This window comes from Corynebacterium sp. (genome assembly GCF_030532965.1).
Taxonomy (GTDB): Bacteria; Actinomycetota; Actinomycetes; order Mycobacteriales; family Mycobacteriaceae; genus Corynebacterium.
The window spans coordinates 41,021-59,148 of record NZ_JAUNKC010000007.1 but is presented as its reverse complement, the minus strand read 5'-3'; the positions used below and the strand labels follow the sequence as shown (position 1 = coordinate 59,148).

18 protein-coding genes are annotated in these 18,128 nt (G+C 58.4%); 13 read left to right on the top strand and 5 right to left on the bottom strand.

What is annotated here, in order from left to right:
- Window positions 1–7: 7 nt before the first annotated feature.
- From Q4D85_RS05115 to aldA, 6 genes are read left to right on the top strand one after another with little or no spacing between them, the layout of a single operon-like run.
- Window positions 8–1,777: an L-fucose isomerase gene (locus Q4D85_RS05115; RefSeq protein ID WP_303198685.1), complete on the top strand. Its 1,770-nt coding sequence runs from the start codon at window positions 8–10 to the stop codon at window positions 1,775–1,777.
- Entirely contained in the window at window positions 1,777–3,168 is a 1,392-nt protein-coding gene (locus tag Q4D85_RS05110) for a rhamnulokinase family protein (protein WP_303198684.1), read from the top strand. Before Q4D85_RS05115 ends, Q4D85_RS05110 begins: the two co-directional genes overlap by 1 nt.
- A 2-nt stretch (window positions 3,169–3,170) precedes the next feature.
- A complete protein-coding gene (locus Q4D85_RS05105) occupies window positions 3,171–3,824 on the top strand; it encodes a class II aldolase/adducin family protein (protein WP_303198683.1) in 654 nt (217 codons plus the stop codon).
- A 20-nt stretch (window positions 3,825–3,844) separates the two neighbouring features.
- Complete coding sequence (locus Q4D85_RS05100; protein ID WP_303198682.1) at window positions 3,845–4,264, top strand: RbsD/FucU family protein; 420 nt, start codon at window positions 3,845–3,847, stop codon at window positions 4,262–4,264.
- Between the two features lie 22 nt (window positions 4,265–4,286).
- On the top strand, window positions 4,287–5,261 hold the full coding sequence (locus tag Q4D85_RS05095) for a LacI family DNA-binding transcriptional regulator (protein ID WP_303198681.1): 975 nt from the start codon (window positions 4,287–4,289) through the stop codon (window positions 5,259–5,261).
- A gap of 9 nt (window positions 5,262–5,270) precedes the next feature.
- Window positions 5,271–6,707: an aldehyde dehydrogenase gene (gene aldA, locus Q4D85_RS05090; RefSeq protein ID WP_303198680.1), complete on the top strand. Its 1,437-nt coding sequence runs from the start codon at window positions 5,271–5,273 to the stop codon at window positions 6,705–6,707.
- Here aldA and Q4D85_RS05085 read toward each other — a convergent pair.
- The 3 genes from Q4D85_RS05085 to Q4D85_RS05075 all read right to left on the bottom strand — a co-directional run bounded on the left by Q4D85_RS05085 (window position 6,704) and on the right by Q4D85_RS05075 (window position 9,893).
- On the bottom strand, window positions 6,704–8,092 hold the full coding sequence (locus tag Q4D85_RS05085; RefSeq protein WP_303198678.1) for a hypothetical protein: 1,389 nt from the start codon (window positions 8,090–8,092) through the stop codon (window positions 6,704–6,706). The genes aldA and Q4D85_RS05085 overlap by 4 nt on opposite strands.
- Window positions 8,093–8,103: 11 nt before the next feature.
- Window positions 8,104–9,411: a hypothetical protein gene (locus Q4D85_RS05080; RefSeq protein ID WP_303198676.1), complete on the bottom strand. Its 1,308-nt coding sequence runs from the start codon at window positions 9,409–9,411 to the stop codon at window positions 8,104–8,106.
- Between the two features lie 77 nt (window positions 9,412–9,488).
- Window positions 9,489–9,893, bottom strand: a complete 405-nt coding sequence (locus tag Q4D85_RS05075; protein WP_303198674.1) for a hypothetical protein — start codon at window positions 9,891–9,893, stop codon at window positions 9,489–9,491.
- 59 nt (window positions 9,894–9,952) lie between these two features.
- Between Q4D85_RS05075 and Q4D85_RS05070 the strand changes: the two genes are divergently transcribed.
- Window positions 9,953–10,588, top strand: coding sequence for a metallophosphoesterase (locus Q4D85_RS05070; protein WP_303198673.1), 636 nt, complete (start codon window positions 9,953–9,955; stop codon window positions 10,586–10,588).
- Here Q4D85_RS05070 and Q4D85_RS05065 read toward each other — a convergent pair.
- Window positions 10,533–11,708, bottom strand: a complete 1,176-nt coding sequence (locus Q4D85_RS05065) for an HNH endonuclease signature motif containing protein (RefSeq protein WP_303198671.1) — start codon at window positions 11,706–11,708, stop codon at window positions 10,533–10,535. The genes Q4D85_RS05070 and Q4D85_RS05065 overlap by 56 nt on opposite strands.
- A gap of 255 nt (window positions 11,709–11,963) precedes the next feature.
- Here Q4D85_RS05065 and Q4D85_RS05060 point away from each other — a divergent pair, with 255 nt between their 5' ends.
- From Q4D85_RS05060 to Q4D85_RS05035, 6 genes are read left to right on the top strand one after another with little or no spacing between them, the layout of a single operon-like run.
- Window positions 11,964–12,398: an adenylyltransferase/cytidyltransferase family protein gene (locus tag Q4D85_RS05060; RefSeq protein ID WP_303198668.1), complete on the top strand. Its 435-nt coding sequence runs from the start codon at window positions 11,964–11,966 to the stop codon at window positions 12,396–12,398.
- Window positions 12,399–12,403: 5 nt separating this feature from the next.
- Entirely contained in the window at window positions 12,404–13,135 is a 732-nt protein-coding gene (locus tag Q4D85_RS05055; protein WP_303198666.1) for a CDP-alcohol phosphatidyltransferase family protein, read from the top strand.
- Between the two features lie 4 nt (window positions 13,136–13,139).
- Entirely contained in the window at window positions 13,140–14,021 is an 882-nt protein-coding gene (locus Q4D85_RS05050; RefSeq protein WP_303198771.1) for a glycosyltransferase, read from the top strand.
- Window positions 14,022–14,023: 2 nt separating this feature from the next.
- The gene (locus tag Q4D85_RS05045) at window positions 14,024–15,199 is read left to right on the top strand and encodes a hypothetical protein (protein ID WP_303198664.1); all 1,176 of its coding nucleotides are present in this window, start codon (window positions 14,024–14,026) and stop codon (window positions 15,197–15,199) included.
- Complete coding sequence (locus tag Q4D85_RS05040) at window positions 15,196–16,320, top strand: glycosyltransferase family 2 protein (RefSeq protein ID WP_303198662.1); 1,125 nt, start codon at window positions 15,196–15,198, stop codon at window positions 16,318–16,320. The genes Q4D85_RS05045 and Q4D85_RS05040 overlap by 4 nt, the downstream gene beginning before the upstream one ends.
- Window positions 16,317–17,618, top strand: coding sequence for an O-antigen ligase (locus Q4D85_RS05035; protein WP_303198661.1), 1,302 nt, complete (start codon window positions 16,317–16,319; stop codon window positions 17,616–17,618). Before Q4D85_RS05040 ends, Q4D85_RS05035 begins: the two co-directional genes overlap by 4 nt.
- Here the strand turns inward: Q4D85_RS05035 and Q4D85_RS05030 are convergent.
- The gene (locus tag Q4D85_RS05030; RefSeq protein ID WP_303198659.1) at window positions 17,539–18,096 is read right to left on the bottom strand and encodes a hypothetical protein; all 558 of its coding nucleotides are present in this window, start codon (window positions 18,094–18,096) and stop codon (window positions 17,539–17,541) included. The genes Q4D85_RS05035 and Q4D85_RS05030 overlap by 80 nt on opposite strands.
- Window positions 18,097–18,128: the final 32 nt, after the last annotated feature.

Below are 18,128 nucleotides of genomic sequence, written 5' to 3'. Positions count from 1 at the left end.
AAGAACAATGACGCAACATCCAGTCATCGGAATCCGACCCATCATTGACGGCCGTCGCCAAGGCGTGCGCGAATCCTTGGAAGAAAAAACCATGGCAATGGCCACGGCAGCCGCCAAACTCATCGAAGACAATCTACGCCACGCAGACGGCACCCCAGTAACCTGCGTTATCGCCGACACCACCATCGGCCGCGCCGGGGAAGCCGCCCAGTGCGCCGAAAAATTCGCCAAACTCCCCATCGCCGCCGAGCTCACCGTCACCCCATCCTGGTGCTACGTCACCGAAGTGATGGATCTCAACCCCAATTACCCACACGCCATCTGGGGCTTCAACGGCACAGAACGTCCCGGCGCGGTCACCCTGGCCGCCAATCTGGCCGCATACGCCCAGTTCGGGGTTCCGGCTTTCGGAATCTACGGCGAGCATGTGCAAGATGCTGACGACGAAACCATCCCGGCGGAAGTAGCGGAGCGGATTTTGCGGTTCGCCCGGTGCGGCATCGCGGTTGGCACCATGAAGGGACGTAATTACTTGCAGATCGGTTCCGCCTGCATGGGTATCGCAGGTTCGGTTATTGACCGGCACATGCTGCAGGATTACCTGGGCATGGGCACCGAAAGCGTCGACATGACCGAACTGGTGCGGCGGGTCGACCGTAAGGTATTCGATAGTGAGGAATATGACAAGGCTCGCGCGTGGGTGCGGGAGCGGATCACCGAGGGGGAGGATCATAACCCTAAGCACAACCAGATTTCTGACGACGAGCGGGAACGGCAGTGGGATTATGTGACCAAGATGGCGTTGATCGCCAAGGACCTCATGGTAGGTAACCCACGTCTTGCCGAGTTGGGTTTCGTCGAGGAAGCCGCTGGCCATAACGCCATCTGCGCCGGTTTCCAGGGGCAACGCCAGTGGACGGATCACCTTCCTAACGGCGACTTCATGGAGACGATTCTCAACACCAGCTTCGATTGGAACGGTAAGCGGCAGCCGCTGACGTTCGCCACCGAAAACGATGTGCTCAACGGCATCAGCATGCTGTTTAACCACTTGCTGACCAACCGCACTCAGCTCTTTAGCGATGTGCGCACCTACTGGTCGCCGGAGGCTATCGAACGGGTCACCGGCACCAAACCGGAAGGCTTGGCGGCACAGGGGTTCTTGGATCTGCGGAACTCCGGCTCCACGTCGCTTGATGCCTCAGGTGGTGCCACCGATGCGGATGGAAACCCAACCATCAAGCCGTGGTGGGAAATGACCGATGCGGACATCACCGCGTGCTTGGAGGCTACTACCTTCCACGCCGCCACCCATGAGTACTTCCGGGGCGGCGGGTTCTCCACCCACTTCACCACCCCGGGTGGTATGCCGGTGACCATGGCGCGGTTGAATCTGGTGAAGGGCCAAGGCCCGGTGTTGCAGATTGTGGAGGGAACCACGGTTTTGCTTGACGACGCCGCCACCGCCGCCATCGTTGACCGCACGGACCCCACCTGGCCCACCACTTTCTTCGCGCCGCGACTCACGGGCGAGGGTGCCTTCACCAGCGTGTATTCGGTGATGGACAATTGGGGAGCGAACCACGGCGCCATCGGATACGGGCATTTCGGCCACGAGCTGATCACCCTGGCAGCGATGCTGCGCATCCCGGTGAATATGCACAACGTGGAAGCCGACCGGATTTTCCGGCCGCGTGCTTGGGGGCTGCACGGCACCCAGGATGCCGAATCCGCTGACTTCCGCGCCTGCGCAAACTACGGACCCCTCTACGGCTGATGGATACGCTCAGCTACGCCGTAGTTGTGGATCTAGGATCATCCTCCGGCCGAGTCGTAGTCGCCAGCTCGGCCGGGGGAGACACCCTCGAGATGACAGAGGTCCACAGGTTTGCCCACCACGCCCACACTGAGGGCGGCCACCTGGTATGGGATATTGACCACCTGGTAGCCGAAACAATTACTGGACTGCGCCACGCCAAGGATGCGATCGGTGGTCTGCCAGCCACTGTCGCCATCGACACCTGGGGTGTTGACTACGTGCTTGTCGACGCCGCAGGTAACCGCGTAGCGCCAGTTATTTGTTACCGGGACGAACGCACCCACACCACCCAAGCTGCGACCGAAGCCGCACTTGCCCCTGCACAACACTTTGCCCTCACTGGTGTGCAGCCGGAAACCATCACCACCGCACGCCAATTGTTTGCGCACGGCCGGTTGGAAACCGCAGACAAAATGCTGCTATTGCCTGACTATGTGGCTTTTTGTCTCACCGGGGTCATGGGGTGGTCGCCCACCATCGCCTCAACAACCGCGCTCACTCAGCCTGGCAGTGCCAACTGGGCTGAGGACGTATTCACCGCGTATGCAATCCCACCGACACTCGTCGGCCCCCTCAGCGCGGAAATGACCGACATCGGGCCGGTCACAGTCGCCGGTCTGGAGAATTTCACGGTGGTGCGCGCTGGTGGGCATGATACCGCTTGCGCGGTGCATGGGCTGGGGCTTACCGAAACCCAGGGGTTTTTGTCCTGCGGCTCGTGGTCGCTCGTTGGGTGTGTGCGTGATACTCCGGTGCTTGACGGCTCCGCCTACCGCGCCGGGTTAAGCAACGAGGTTTGCACCAACGGCAAGATCCGGTTACTGCGCAACCTGACCGGATTGTGGATTCTGCAACAGTGCTGCCGGGTATTTGCCGAGCAAGGTCGACCGAGCGACATTGCGCTGCTGGCTAAAGAGGCTGCCCATTGCCCCGACCCGGGGGTGTATATCGACACCACCGATCCGGTTTTTGCCGTACCGGGCGATTATCCGGCGATAATCTCTGGGAAGTTGGCGGCGGCGGGCGTCGAAAAGCATGACAGTGAGGCCATGATTGTGCGGGTTGTGACTGCCTCCTTAGCCCGCACCCACGCGGCGACGGTGCGACACCTCGAAGAGGTAACCGGAACCACGTTCGACAGCCTGCGGATGATCGGCGGCGGAGTGCACAACACCTTGTTATGCCAGCTCACTGCCGACGAATGCGGCATCCCAGTTGTCGCAGGCCCTGCGGAAGGCACCGCCACCGGCTCGGCGATCGCCCAATTGGAAATCCACGGCATTGAACGTTCAGCGCTTCTGCGCCACGTGGATACCACCACCTATTTGCCTTCGCGAAAGGAAGACTAATCATGGACCAGATAGAAAAAGATCTCCGGCAAGAAATCTGCGACATCGGCTATAAAGTGTGGCTTACCGGAATGGTTGCCGCCAATGACGGCAATATTTCGGTGCGGCTTCCCAACGGCGACGTGCTGTGCACCCCGACCGGGGTAAGCAAAGGAAGCCTCACGCCGGAGAAAATCTGCAAAGTCAGTATCGACGGCGACGTGCTGGCCGCCAACGCGCCGTATAAGCCGTCCTCCGAAGTCAAGGTGCACCTGCGGCTGTACCAGGAAAGTGAAAAAGTACGGTCGGTGGTGCACGCCCACCCACCATATGGCACGGCGTTTGCCATCGCGGGCGAGCCGATCATTTCCAAAATGATGCCGGAGAACATCATCGCCATGCCGGAAATCCCAGTCGCGCCCTACGCCACCCCATCTACCTATGAACTTGCCGAGGCCATCGCGCCATTCACCCACTCCCACTCCGCCTGCCTAATGGAGATGCACGGTGCACTGGCCTGGGGCGACAGCCTACTTGGTGCCTACCAGGCGATGGAACGCCTAGAATTTACCTGTAAGCTGACGTTCCTCACCCGCCAACTTGGGGTGGATCGGCAATTACCGGAGGACGAGGTGGAAAAACTCATCGGAATGCGTGCCCAATACGGCATTTGCTAGCTACTGAAAAGGTGATTTAGATGCTCAAGCACATTCCACCAGTCCTTTCCCCCGAACTGGTGAAAAAACTCATGGAAATGGGGCACAGCGACGAAATCGTGCTTGCCGACGCCAATTTCCCCGGTCACAGTCTAGGCGTTCCCGTCATCCGCGCCGATGGCATCGGGGTGCCGGAGCTTCTCGACGCCATGTGCACCCTCATGCCGCTAGACCACTACAATCCCAGCCAGTATTTCCTCATGGCCACCGTCGGGGACGACCCAACCCCGCCGATCTGGTCGGAATACCGCAGGATCGTCGCGCAGCACGACGAAGACGCAACCGGCGAAGAGGTAGAACGCTTTGCTTTCTATGAGCAAGCCCGCTCCGCCGCGCTGGTGGTTATGACCGGAGAAACCGCACTGTACGGGAATATCATTCTGAAAAAAGGGGTAGTGTAATCCAATGTCCAACCGGGTATTAATGTCTGACGTTGCTGAACTGGCAGGCGTATCGTTACAAACCGTGTCGCGGGTGGTTAATGGGTCCGCCGCGGTAAGCGACGCCACCCGCCGGAAAGTAACCCAAGCCATTAAAACCCTCGGATACCGCCCCAACCTCGCCGCCCGCAGCCTGGCGGCGGGCCAAAGCAGCGCCTTAGGGGTCCTGCTTACCGGGGACGTGGATTACGGCATGTCCAGTGCATTCCGCGCCGTCGAACACGCGGCGCGGGAACAAGGATATTACCTGTGTGTCGCCACCGCGGCTGAACCTAGCCGCTACGGCATGGCGCTGGGTCAATTGGTCGACCAGCGGGTAGCCGGGTGCGTCGTCTTGGCCAGGTCCGCCGACGTCCTATCCGCCCTGGCTAAACACGCACCCCAATTGCCTATCTGCCTCGTGCTCACTGGGCAACCGGCTACCGCGCACACCGCCGTGGTGTCGGTGGATCAGGAAACCGGCATTCGGCTATTGGTCAGCCACCTGATCGAGCAGGGGGCTACCAGTCTTGTCCATATAGCGGGCGATATGAGTTGGGATGATGCGGTAATCCGCGCCACCGTTTTCGAAAACTACTGCCGGGAACGCGGCGTGTTAGGGCGGATTGTTCAAGGCGGCGGGTGGTCGGCGAAAGCTGGGTACCACGCAGCCAACGCCATCATCGCCGCAGGCACCCCGGATGCCATCGTCGCCTGTAACGACAATATTGCTTTCGGCGTACTCCGGGCGCTCCACGAACACGCCATCACCGTTCCGGAACAGGTGATGGTAACCGGCTTCGACGATTCACCCATGTGCGAGTGGAGCTGCCCAAGCCTGACCACCGTAACCCAAGATTTCACAGCGTTAGGTACCGCGGCGCTCACCGCGCTTACCGGAATCCTGGAAGGCAACCAACCCAGCCACACCATTCTTACTCCCGAGCTAGTGGTTCGGGAATCAACCAACAAAGAATAAGGAGAACAAATGAAAACCTACCAAAACTACATCGATGGCGCTTTCGTGGATGCGGTAGCAACCCAAACCGTCACCAACCCGGCCACCGGCGAAGCGTTAGCGCAGGCACCTGCTTCGGATGCCGCCGCCGTCGACGCCGCAGTGAAAGCCGCTCGTGCGGCGCAAAAAGAATGGGCCAAACTGACCAATACCCAACGGGCAGAATACCTGGTGGCGATTGCCGCAAAGCTGCGGGAAAACGTCGACAGGTTCGCAGGCTATTTGGTGGAAGAGCAAGGCAAAGTCCGGGGATTGGCGGAAGTAGAAGTCAACTTCACCGCCGACTACCTCGACTACATGGCCGGGTTTGCCCGCCGCATCGAAGGAGAAGTCATCCCCTCTGACCGGCCCGGTGAAACCATCATGCTCACCTACCAGCCAATTGGTGTGGTGGGCGGAATCCTGCCATGGAACTTCCCGTTCTTCCTCATCGCCCGCAAGATGGCGCCCGCCCTGCTCACCGGCAATACCATCGTGATCAAACCAAGCGAAGAAACCCCCATCAACGCCTTCGAATTCTGCTCAATCGTGGAAGAAGTAGGGCTGCCGAAAGGCGTATTCAACATGGTAGGCGGCCGGGGTTCCGTCGTCGGTGAAGCGATGACCACCCACCCTGACATCGACTTGATCTCCATGACCGGATCCGTCGAAGTGGGCAAACGCATCATGCAGGCAGCCGGGCAGAATCTCACCCGGGTCAATCTGGAACTAGGCGGCAAGGCTCCCGCCATCGTGCTTGCCGACGCCGACCTGGAGCTCGCCGCCACCGCGATCTGGAACTCACGGGTAATCAATACCGGGCAAGTGTGTAACTGTGCGGAAGTGGTCCTGGTGGAAGAATCCGTTCACGATGCGCTGATGGAAAAGCTCATCGCCAAGATGGCGGACACCCGCTACGGCAACCCGTCGGAAACAGGCGATCTTGATATGGGACCGCTGATCAACCCCGAAGCCATGGATAAGCTCGACGAGATGATCGCTGCCGCGGTGGACGCTGGTTGTTCCGTCGAAACCGGTGGCGCCCGCGCCACAGACAAGGGCGAGGGCAACTTCTACCAGCCGACCGTTTTGTCCGGCGCCACAAGCGACATGGCCATTGCGAAGGAAGAAATCTTCGGCCCGGTGCTGCCAGTTGTAAAGGTCAAAGACCTAGACGAAGCCATTGCCATCGCAAACGCTTCGGAATACGGCCTCACCAGCTCCGTGTTCACCAATGACATCAATAAAGCGCTGAAGGCTTCGAACGAACTACAGTACGGCGAGACCTACATCAATAGGGAAAACTTCGAGGCGATGCAGGGCTTCCACGCGGGCCGACGCAATTCCGGCATCGGCGGTGCCGACGGCAAGCACGGACTGATGGAATACGTCGAAACCCACGTGACCTACATCCAAACCCACAACTAACGACGGAAGAACATCGCCACCGCGCCGCCGATCGCTGCGATGATCGCCAACACAACGGCAAAAATCTTCCCGGTATTCATTGCCGCAGGCGGCGGCGGTGGGGGAGTGGTGGTTGTAGTCTCCAGTTCCTTGAGGCGCAGCGTTTGTTGCGCCTCAATTTCTCGCGCCTCGGCAATTTCGCGCTTCAGCCGGGCGATGGCATCGTGCAGGCCGTCGATACTGTCGAGCTCCGTACCCAATTTCTGCAATTCTTCCTGCTGTTTATCGATTGCCGCTTGGAGCTCGGCGTTACGATTGCGGTTACGCAGCACAGTTGCGTCGTATTCGCTTTGATGCTCGTCGAAAAGCTCGCCGGTTTCACGTGGCTTATTGTTCTTCGCCAGCTCGTCGTTAAGCCGCACCAATTCGGAATACGAATCGGAAATCTTACCGGTAAGCTCAGAAATCTCGGTACGCAGATTTCCCTCTTCACCCGCCAACCGAACCGCATCGGCCTGCGCTTGCTCCAATTCGGCAGCAGCGCGAGCACGCCGCTCATTTGCCTTCGAGAGATTCGCAGTCGAACGATCCAGCTTCTCCGTCAGCTTCTGCTCTTTAGCCTCATGCTCCTTCAAAAGCCGCGACATCTCCGCCGAAGTCGGCAATTCCGCCCCGAATGTTGCAAGCTTATCGGAGTAATACTTCGGCGGATTGGCCAGGATATCGTCAATCTCCGGGAAATCCGGAGTAACGCCCGTTTTCTCTAACTTCAACGCCACATCATGCCGGTGTACCAGCGCACTGGCCGCCACGGTTCCGTCGTAAAGCTTAGCGGAACGAATACCCAACGTTTGGCCGATATATCCCTTGCCCGGCACCCAGGTCGGGCCGCCGGAATCGCCCGGCTTTGACGACAAATTACCGCCATAAATTAACTGACTATCCAGCTTCAGCACCGGGCCGCAAGTAATCTGCTTCGTCGTATCGCCCCAGCGGCACATCGTGTCCCCAACCTCCGGGCGGTACACCCGATCGCCGGAAAACCCATTCTGACCCGCCGCCGCCGGATTACTAAGCTCCACGTAAGCCAGATCGTATGGGAAGAAGCGGAAAATCGCCTCATTCAATTCCGCACCCGTGAGCCCCTTATTCAAATTACTTTCGACATCACTCCACCGGTACACCAACGTTCCGACCTTCTGCCGCCACCGATTAGTCACAGTGGCACCATGATCATGGCAATGCCCCGCCGTCCAAATCCGGTTATTCTCCCGGTCAATAAACCCCGCAGTGCACACACTATTGCCCAAATAAATCGGGTCACCCTGATTAATAGGATTAACCGCCAAGGCGTACGGCGCGCGCACCAGGCTCAACGCCACAACAACAGCAATGACAAATCGCATCACACGCTCCTTTAAATCCACGCCAATAACAAGGCAAGAAGTGGCACCAATAGCCACAACAAATTCACCATCTTCGTCGACACCGAATGCGGCTTCGACTGGGCAATCCGCTCCGCTTGTCGACGATTAGACTCCAGCAACTCATCGCGAGTACGAGCCAACTGCTCAACCTCCGCCGACAACGACGCAACCTGCTGCCGCTGCTGCTGCAACCGCACCAAAACCGCCGTCGCCTCCGACAACTGCCTAGTCAACGACTCATGCTCCGCCACCAGCAGCGCCACATCCGCCTGTGACTTGCCCAACCGATCCACCTGCGTCACGTGATCGTGCAACCGCGCCTGAAGCTCAACCAGCCGGTTACTAAGCGCGGTCGCTTGGGCGGCCACCTCCGGAGTCGGCGACACCAACAACTGCTCCTGCGCCAACCGCAGCTCGCGGCTCTTCTCCAGGTACTCCTGCATCTCCGCCGACAAGCCCTCAATAGCCGCAAGCTGATTAGAAAGCGCCACCCGCTGCTCATCCTGCTCCGAAAGGATCCCTCGCAGCCGCTCAGCCTCAGTCGTCAACGACCCCACAATCTTCTTGCGCCTGTCCACCTGAGACTGAAAATACGGCAAGTTCGACTCAATCCGCCGCGCCACCGTAATCGCCTGACCACGTTCCCGATTCGCATCTTTGATGTCGCTTTCCAGCTTCGCCAACCGAGCCGCCAACTCATGCTCCTGCGCGGCATAGCCAGCGACCCCCAGCGCATTCGCGCCGAAATCTGCAGGCAGGTGACCGGGCCGAACCTCAGCCTGAGCTATGCTTTCCGACGCCACCGCCGGAACAGTCACCGTGCCCAAGCCGGAAGCACCAACGTTTTCCCGCACAAAGACAGAACGAGAGCTGTCAGGAGAATCGGTGGCGAATCCAATGAACCCGCTGCCCGGCACCCACGCCGGCGCGCCGGGAGACACGTTCAGCGGTGCGGTAACGAACGCCGAGCCGTTCACGGCAAGGATCGTGGTGCAGGTGATCTGCGAACCATGGACAACCGCGCACACCGCCTCTGACACCCTGGGTAGATGAATCCGATCCCCCGAAAAGACGTTGGTGCCCAGCCGTGCTGGGGGTGAAGCGACAAGCCCAGAAGGCGCGCAGTGGGGATCTGTGAAAACTCGGCCATCAGCTGGGTCGATGAAGCTGATAATGCATTGACGATCCCCAACCGGAATCGTGTCGCCCTGGTTTAGCGGCGTATCAGCCGCGGCTGGAAGACTGAGGCTGGACGCGGATAGCGCCAGCACCAGTCCGGATATGAGTGACGGTCGCATGTCATAAATCCCTCGTAGTATAAGAAAATAACGGTAGCTACTTTACTATTTTTTAAGGGATTTATTAACTTGTGGGGTTAGATGGGGCGTAACAGCAACCCACCATGCGGATGCCGGGACTCCACGCGGTAACCCGCCTCCCGGAGGCACTCCCGAACGGTGCTGATCAACTCCACGGACGAGACTTTGAAACTCAACTTCTCCACATACTCGCTATTCCACCCGTAAACATCGATGTGGCCAGTAAGTTTTCCGGCCTCACACGTAATCTCTGCCCGGTATTCGGTGCACGGGTAGTACAGCATTGCCTCCAAATAGGGGCCCAGATCGTCCGGGCAGGAAAAACTGCCGTCTTCTTCGGTACTAACCGTATGAATAATGATCGCGGTGACATCGAAACGACTAGTATTTCCACCGGATAGATCATCAATCAGGTCGGTTACGCCATCGGTTGCGGAACTCAGGTCACGGTAAGTGGGCATGGGACAACCTCTTTCGTAAAAACGTGCCTTACCCCATTGTATGGATAGGAGTGTTACATATGCACGACTTTTATATCTCTGACCCGCATTTCGGGCACCAATTAGTGTCCCGGCTGCGGGGTTTCGACGACCCAAAAGCCCACGACCGGTTTCTCTACAATGCCTGGCTTGAGGCATTGCCTGCGAATGCGGAAATCCGGTTGTGGATTCTGGGAGACAACTACTGCGGCTCTCCCAAAGCGGAGGATGCCGCATTAGCAACGCTGTATAAGTTTCGGGAGGAGATGTCTAACCGGAAGAATTCCTATTTGGAGTTGCACGGAATTCTGGGAAATCATGACAGCGCCCACCCGCTATCGTCGAAAAGCTATAAGCAGCTGCCCCGCTATCTGAAAACCTACGATTCGGTGCAGATCGCGGCTACCACGCGGATGGCCGGTGCGACGGTCATGCTGAGCCATTTCCCGTACGACGGGGATCACCATGATTCGGATCGGGTTGAGCAGTTCCGGCTGCGTGATCTAGGGCAGCCGATTATTCACGGGCACACCCACAGCGCGGAGCAGCTTTCATGGTCGAAGCGCGGCTCGCTGCAGGTGTGTGTTTGTGTTGAGGCATGCCCGAATTCAGCGCCGATCTCTAAGACGGAGCTGGAGCAGATTGTGAAGTTTCACCATCATCCGCGTCGTAAATAAAACGCGCGTATGCCGCTGTGGTTTTCTTGGTGACGGGGTGTTCGTTGTATTCCAACTGCGCTGTTGGTTTTCGGCGTAACCCTACTTTTCCGGTTTCCGGGTGGCGTTCGATTCGGCCATTTTTGGGTGGTTTGTGTGGGTTGTCGTCGTTGAGGCCGTTGTGTCGGTGGCACAGTGGCGTGATGTTGTCTTGAGTGGTTGGCCCGCCCAGGTAGTAGGGGTGGATGTGGTGGGCCTGGCATTGGATAGCGGGGGTGTCGCATCCCGGCCAGGCGCACACGAGGGTTTCGATGATGGATTTGAGGCGGATATCGGTTCCGGCAAAGCGGTCGGTGATGTGGGTTTGCGCCAGGGTGGCGACGACGGGTTGATTGTTGTCGTTGGTGGCTATAACCGCGGCCCATCCGGTTGGGGCGAGTTCGGTGTCGATGACATCTTTGAGGTTTGCAAGTGCCCCGTCGGTGGTTGCGATGGTGCCGTCGGCGTGGAATCGCAGGTCGGTGGCGATCATGAACATGGGGCTGAAGCGTTCGGGCGTGTGTTGGTTGCCTACGATGGCGTTGTGGAGGGCTGTGGCGTAGGCGTGGTCGTAGGCTAGCTTGGGTGTTTTCTTGATGAGCTTCCGGGCGGCTGCGTCCAGAATGGTGTCGATCCGGGCGGCGGTGTGTTCGTTGAAGCAGGCAACGAGTCGCCGTTTGCCGTCGCGGCCTACCGCGCGGTGGCAGCGTGCGGAGTCGGGCGCGTAGCGGGAGGTGTTTTCTGTTAGCTCCCGCATGTAACGGGTGGCTACGTTTTTGGCGTTGTCGGCGGTTTGTCCTGCGGCTAACCTGCATAGTTGCAGGAGGTGTTCGTTTTTGTTCTTTATTCGTCGTAGTGGCCAGGCGACGGTGGCGATGTCCCGTAGCGTGGTAAGGGATAGGTTGGCTTCGTCGGCGGCTTGTTGGATTTTGGGGTGGCTGAAGGTGTCCCAGGTGCGTTGGAGTTGTTTGACTTCGGCGAGCCGGTAGCCGTAGTCGGTGGCGAATTGTTCGATGGTTGTTGCGGTTATTTCGCGGTGGATGTCACGGAGTAGCCGGATGCCGGATTGGGCGCGGGCGGTGAGGTAGTCCGTGAGGTTCATACTGTCTACTTTTGCGCCTGCTTTTCGACGCCGCAAGGGTTACTGCCGCCCTGTGGATAGCTTTTGTGCTGGTGGCGGTTTTCGCGGCGTTTTTTCATTCGGGCGGCCATTAATGATACCGGATTGTGAGGCGGTGCGCGGGGTGGTTGGGTGGGTTGTCCACAGGGGTAGCACTTTTCGGTCATCAAATAAAAATTGGTGCATGATAAGATATTTACATACTCTGTTTGGGTTCTTTTTGGAAAGTTGCAGAAGGTGTCACAGATTTCGGACGAAACTGAAGAGGTTGTCGGGTATGTCCCTGGTGGTTTCGACATGCTCCATATTGGGCATTTGAATATTTTGCGTGCGGCTCGGCAGCGGTGTACTCGGTTGGTTGTCGGGGTGGCTACCGATGAGTCATTATTGCGGATGAAGGGTCGGCTGCCGGTTATTCCGCACGCGGAGCGCATGGAATTAATTGCGAGCCTGCGATTTGTGGATGATGTCGTAACCGACACCGATCAGGATAAGCGGGTGGCCTGGAAGCGCCATCCGTTTGATGTCTTGTTCAAGGGCGACGATTGGAAAGATACGCCGAAGGGGCATCGGTTGGAGGCTGAGCTGGCGGAAGTCGGCGCGCGGGTAGTGTATTTGCCGTATACTCCGTCTACCTCTTCTACGATTTTGCGGGAATTTTTGACTCGGTAACTGTTATGTCTTTGAATGATTTTGATTGGGTTGCCCGCTATCGGTGGGCGCGGGAGTCGTTGGATACTGCGCAGAAGCCCGCGCAGGGGGTTCCTGCTTATACTCGCTGGGTAAACCGGCGTGGTGCGCGGTTTATTGCCGCGATCGGTTTTGCTTCCGGCTGGACTCCTAACATGGTTACGGCGATGTCTGCGGCGCTGTCGGTTGCCGGAATGATCGTATTGCTGGCTTTCCCGCCTGCCGGGTGGGTAGGGGTGGTTGCGGCATCGTTGCTGGCAGCTGGTTATCTTTTTGATTCTGCGGATGGTCAATTGGCTCGGGTGTCGCAGGTGTCGTCGAAGACGGGCGAGTGGATCGACCATGTGGTGGATGCATTTCGATCGCCCGCGATTCATTTGTCGGTTGCGGTTGCTGTGTATTTGTACCGTCCGGACTGGATTTGGCTGGCTGTGATCGCTTTGGTGTACGCGCTGGTTACCAGCGGCCAGTTCTTGAGCCAGATCCTGGCCGAGGCTTTCGTGCGGGGCGCGGGCAGGGCGCAGTCGCGGGGTGGCGATATGCGGTCGTGGGTGTTGTTGCCAACTGATCCGGGCACGTTGTGCTGGTCGTTTGTGTTGTGGGGGATAGCGCCGGTGTTTGCTGTCGGATATGCGGCGTTGGCGGCGGTTGCGGTGGCTCATTCCGCGATGTCGCTGCGGCGGCGGTATCGGGATTTGCTGGCGGTGGATGGTGCCTGATGTGATGGTGCTGTTGCCGGCGCGTAATGCCGCCGGCACGATTTTTTCCGCCGTCTCGTCAACGTTGCGGGCATTGCCGCAGGATGCCGAGCTTTTTGTGTTGGATGATGGGTCCACCGATGATACCGCTGCTATAGCTGCGGCGGCAGGCCGCGGGGATTCCCGGCTGCGGGTGGAGTCGCGGCCTGCTTCCGGCGGGTTGGGCTTGGCGTTGAATTCGATGCTGGCGGAGGCTGATTGTCGGCTGGTGGCGCGGATGGATGCGGATGATGTGAGCTTGCCGTGGCGGTTTCGTCTTGCATTGCCTGCAATTGAAAAGAATATCGATGTGTTGTTTTCGCAGGTCGTGTACTTTCGGCGGCGTAGGATTCAGCCGTTGCCGCCGGTGGGTATTCCGCCTGAGGTTTTCCCGCTGCACTTGTTGTTAACAAATCCGGTGTCGCATCCGACGATGATCACGCGGCGCGACGTTGTTGATGGTTATCGGCAGGTGCCTGCCGAGGACTATGATTTGTGGTTACGGTTGGCTGCGGCGGGACGGCGTATGCGTCGGTTAGCGACGTGGGGTTTGCTGTATCGGTTGCATCCGAATCAAGTGACGGCTTCGGCGCAGTGGCGGGCGTCGTCATGGAACGATCCATTGCAGGCTGAGGCGTTTGCGGATCTCAGCGAGCGCCTGTGCGGTGTGCGGTTACGGCGTATCGTTGCGTTGGCGCAGCTACCTGTGGCCGAGCGCGATTCTGGGTTGTCGGAGTTCGCCTCGCTTGTCGACGCCCAGATCGCGGCGGTACCACGTGCCCATCGCTACTTGCTGCGGCGGCGTCTTGCCGAGCGGTTAGCTTGGGCACAATCTTTTAATACTTCTCATTCGAATCATCAGGGATAATTATGAATCAGGAACATGGCTCTATTGGTTTTGCTGCGTTGCTTCGTATCGTACTGAAGCGGGGCATGTGGGTCCTGGTTGGTACCGTCGCGGGTTTGGTTATTGCGGTTGGTTATCTCCTGGTGGTTCCGACGACGTACACGGGTACCGCCGAGGTCAATATCACCGCAGTGAGTTCGGAACCGGTAACGGAGGGGCGTTCAGCCTCCAGTTTGGTTGACTTGTCAACGGAGCGGCAGCTGGCGGCGTCGTCAAGCACGGCGCAATTGGCGGCGGCGTATCTGGGGGACAACTGGACCAGCGAGATGTTGATGGAAGGCATCTCGGTCACCGGTGACCCAGACGGTACGGTGCTGCGGATTGCTTATACGGATACCGACCAACAGCGCGCGGTTGAAGGTGCGGACCAGTTGGCGCGGGCGTATTTGGATGTGCGTTCGTCCTTGGTTATTGATCGCATCGAAAGCGTGGTCAAATCGATTGACCGCCAGATCAAGGAAAGTGAGCTGGAACTGGAGCGGCTGCTGCAGGTGCAGGACAGCTACAACACGTCGGTGACGGTTCGGATTGACACAGTCCGGTTGGCGATCCAGGCGCTGCAACAGCGTCGTACCACGTGGAATGATGTTTCGGTTGAATCCGGCCAGGTGATTACTCCCGCCAAAGAGAATTTGGTGGACACGAATCCGTCGAAAAGCAAAATCTTGGCGCTGGGCCTGCTCAGCGGCATGTTCCTAGGTATTGTTTTGGCACTGGTTCGACATGTCGCGGCGCGGCGCCCGCTGGAGCCGGAGGATCTGGAAGAGCTGCTTGACGCCCCGGTGTGGCGGCCAATCGCCAGCGTGGGTGATAAGACGCGGTGGGATTTGGCGGCTGAACTGCTGCGATATGCGAAGAAGGATGACGATTCGCTTGCCATCATCGTGGATTGGTCTGCTTCGGATGCGATGGCAGCCGCGGCGGCATTATCGCAGTCGACGGTGGCGACCATGATCGATGTGAACAATAATCGGGCTCAGGTGCTGCGGGAATTAGCTGGCGTTCAATCGGCGGTGTTGGTGGTTCCGTTGAATTGGCACAAGGTTGATTTGCAGCAATTCGTTTCGGACATTGAGGCCATTAACGTCTCGCTCATCGGAATCATTGTGGTCGATGCGAAGAAGGGCATTAAAGCATGATTATCGGCATTGTGGATCGCCCATCGCGTACGTTGACGGTGCTGTCTGGTGCGGGTTCGACCGACGGGGCGCGGATCGTGGTGCGCGACTCTGGGCGGACGATAGGTTATGTGGAACTGTCTGGTACCGACCACATTGTTGACCGCGCGGTGGCCGCCTGCCCCGCGGCTACGCCACAGCGCGAGTGGGTTCGCGGCTCGGGGGCCGAGCTTACCGCCAGCATTGTTATTTCCACATTGGGGAAGACGCCGTTGCTTGTCGACGCCGTCACCGCCGCTTTGAACCAGACTCACCGCCATTTCGACGTTATCGTTGTGGACAATGATCCGGATTCCGGCGACACCCAGCGACTGCTATCGGATCTTGATGTGACGATCGTGGCGGAACCGACAAAAGGACTATCCCATGCGCGCAACCGGGGATTGCGAGCCGCAACGGGGGAGATCGTGGCGTTTACTGACGACGACGCCATCACCGATCCGCATTGGCTTGCCGAAATCCTCGATGTTTTCGCCTCTCTCCCGGTGGCGGGCGTTACTGGCCCCGTTTTTCCGAAAGAACTACAAACACCGTCGCAACGCTATTTCGAGGCGCGCGGGGGTTTTCCTCAACACCTCGAACCGATCATGTGGGATCTGACGACACCGATGTCGGTCGGCGGCCCGCTATACCCAGTCACCACTGCTAGGGTCGGCGCCGGGGTGAATATGGCATTTCGCCGGGAAATCTTAACCACCTTCGACACCAATTTAGGGGCCGGAACATTCACCAACGGTGGGGAAGACCTTGACGCCTTTGCCCGGGTGATTGCTGCTGGCCTCAGCATCGCCTACACGCCGGATGCGATAGTCCACCACGTTCATCGCCGCGATATGGCCGGGCTGAAGAAACAAATCTACGGCAATGGAACTGGCATGTCGGCCTTGTTGCTAAAAACAGTCTTCCATAAGCCACGCACTGTGGCGGCGTTGTTGAAACGAGTTCCGCAGGTGTTAGCGCGGGTCGCGCCCAGCTCTGAGCGCATGGCTGGAGAGGCTCCCCGGCTGTTGACTTGGTTGGAAATAGGCGGATTCGTGTTAGGTCCTGCGCTGTATCTGCGGCAACGGTGGTTGCGCTCGTGAAAGCCGAAGCTTGTAACCGGTTGCCCGCCTGGCCGATAGTACTTCCGTTTGCCGCCTATGCGTTGTGGTGGGTGCTCGGCATCGGCGACTTTGTTTGGATCCTCGCCGCCCTGATCATGGTAGCTGCCTGGATTGGGGTGCGGGGACTTCGGCTTCCCACCGTGATGTTGGTGTGGCTGTTGTTTTTACTGTGGGTGGTTGCATCGCTACCGATGACGGATACCCCGGGGCGGTTATTGGGCGCACTCTATCGGCTTCTGCTCTATGGCTCCGCCACGGTGTTCGCTCTCTATGTCTTCAACGCCCGGCGTCACGTCACCGTGTGGCGGGTGTCCGGGGCTATGGTGTGGTTTCTCGCTGGTATGACGGCGTGCGGGTACCTTGCTTTGGCCTTGCCGGAGCTGTCGATCCGGACCCCCATGGCCTGGATTATGCCGGAGGTTTTGGCCCGAAATGATTTGATCGGCGATATGATCGTCCGCCGCACCACTCAGTGGAAGGCGGACGCGTGGATTCCACAGGCGGTGCGGCCCGCGGCACCGTTTTTATATGCAAATACCTGGGGCAATGTCTATTCTTTGGTGTTGCCGTTCGCGCTTTTACACCTGTGGCTGGCGTGGCATACACGGCGGCGGTGGTGGATCATCACGGTGGTGGTGCTAAGTATTTATCCGGCGCTGAGCACCTTGAACCGGGGCATGTTTATCGGCCTGGGCGTGGTTGCGCTGTGGGTAGCGATCCAAGCTATTCGACGCGGCCAGATAAACCAGGTCATCGGTTATGGCGTATCGGGCGTCTTGGCGACGGTAATCTGGTATTTTTCCCCGGCCGCGGCTGCGTTTTTCGAACGCGTTGAGGTGACCAATTCGACCGCCGACCGGGGGGAGCTGTATTTAAGCACGTTCTATGCGGTGGTGGATTCGCCGCTGTTCGGCTACGGTTCGCCGCGCCCGGCGGCGGTGCCGTGGTTGCCGTCGATGGGCACCCAGGGGCAGCTTTGGACGGTGCTGTATTCCCACGGTTTTGTTGGCCTGCTGCTCTTTATGGTCTTTTTCATCGTCCTGTTTCTGCTTTCGATGCAGCGGACGGATCCCGTGGGGGCGGTATTGGGCGGTGTCTTGGCCGCCACCATTGTCGAAACCACGTATTACGGCATGATGACGGGGATTATGGTGACCATGGTGGCGGTGGGTTTGATTTTGCGCAATGATACTGTGGTTAACAGCGCGGATCGTCCGGGAATTGTTGTTCCGCCAGCTTCCAGACGCCGTCGTCAAGCGAAAATACTGCAATCATGAGCGAACGCTGCTCTTCCTTCGGAATGTCATCGTTGACGGTGCTGCCGTTCTCGTCGAGCACTTCCACGCGGGTGGCGTCGATGCATACCCGAGCGATGGCGGTGTCTGGGGTCTCGCCCGGTTCGATCGTGGTGTTCACGATGTTGGCGTTGCCTTCTTGCCGGAATTCATTGGTTGCCCACTCTAACCGCTGGTTTTCGATGTCTTCTAGGGCTGTCTCGGTGAGAATTTGGGAGAGATCGACTTCCGTGGTGGGATCTGCAAGGCTGCTCCAGGTGCTCCGGAGAATGCGGTTTGCTAAATCGGCATCCAACGCTCCGGTCTGGGTTGGTTCGGGTGCTGCGATTGTTGTGGTTGTCGTTGCTGTTGTCGAAGTTTTAGTCGATTCCGCTTCCGGAGCTGGTGCAGTATCATCGCAGGCGGCTACCGTGATCGCAGGTAGCAAAATACCTATTAACGCCGCCATTTTTTTGTTCATGGTTCTCCAGTCATGAGGTTAAGTTGTAACTG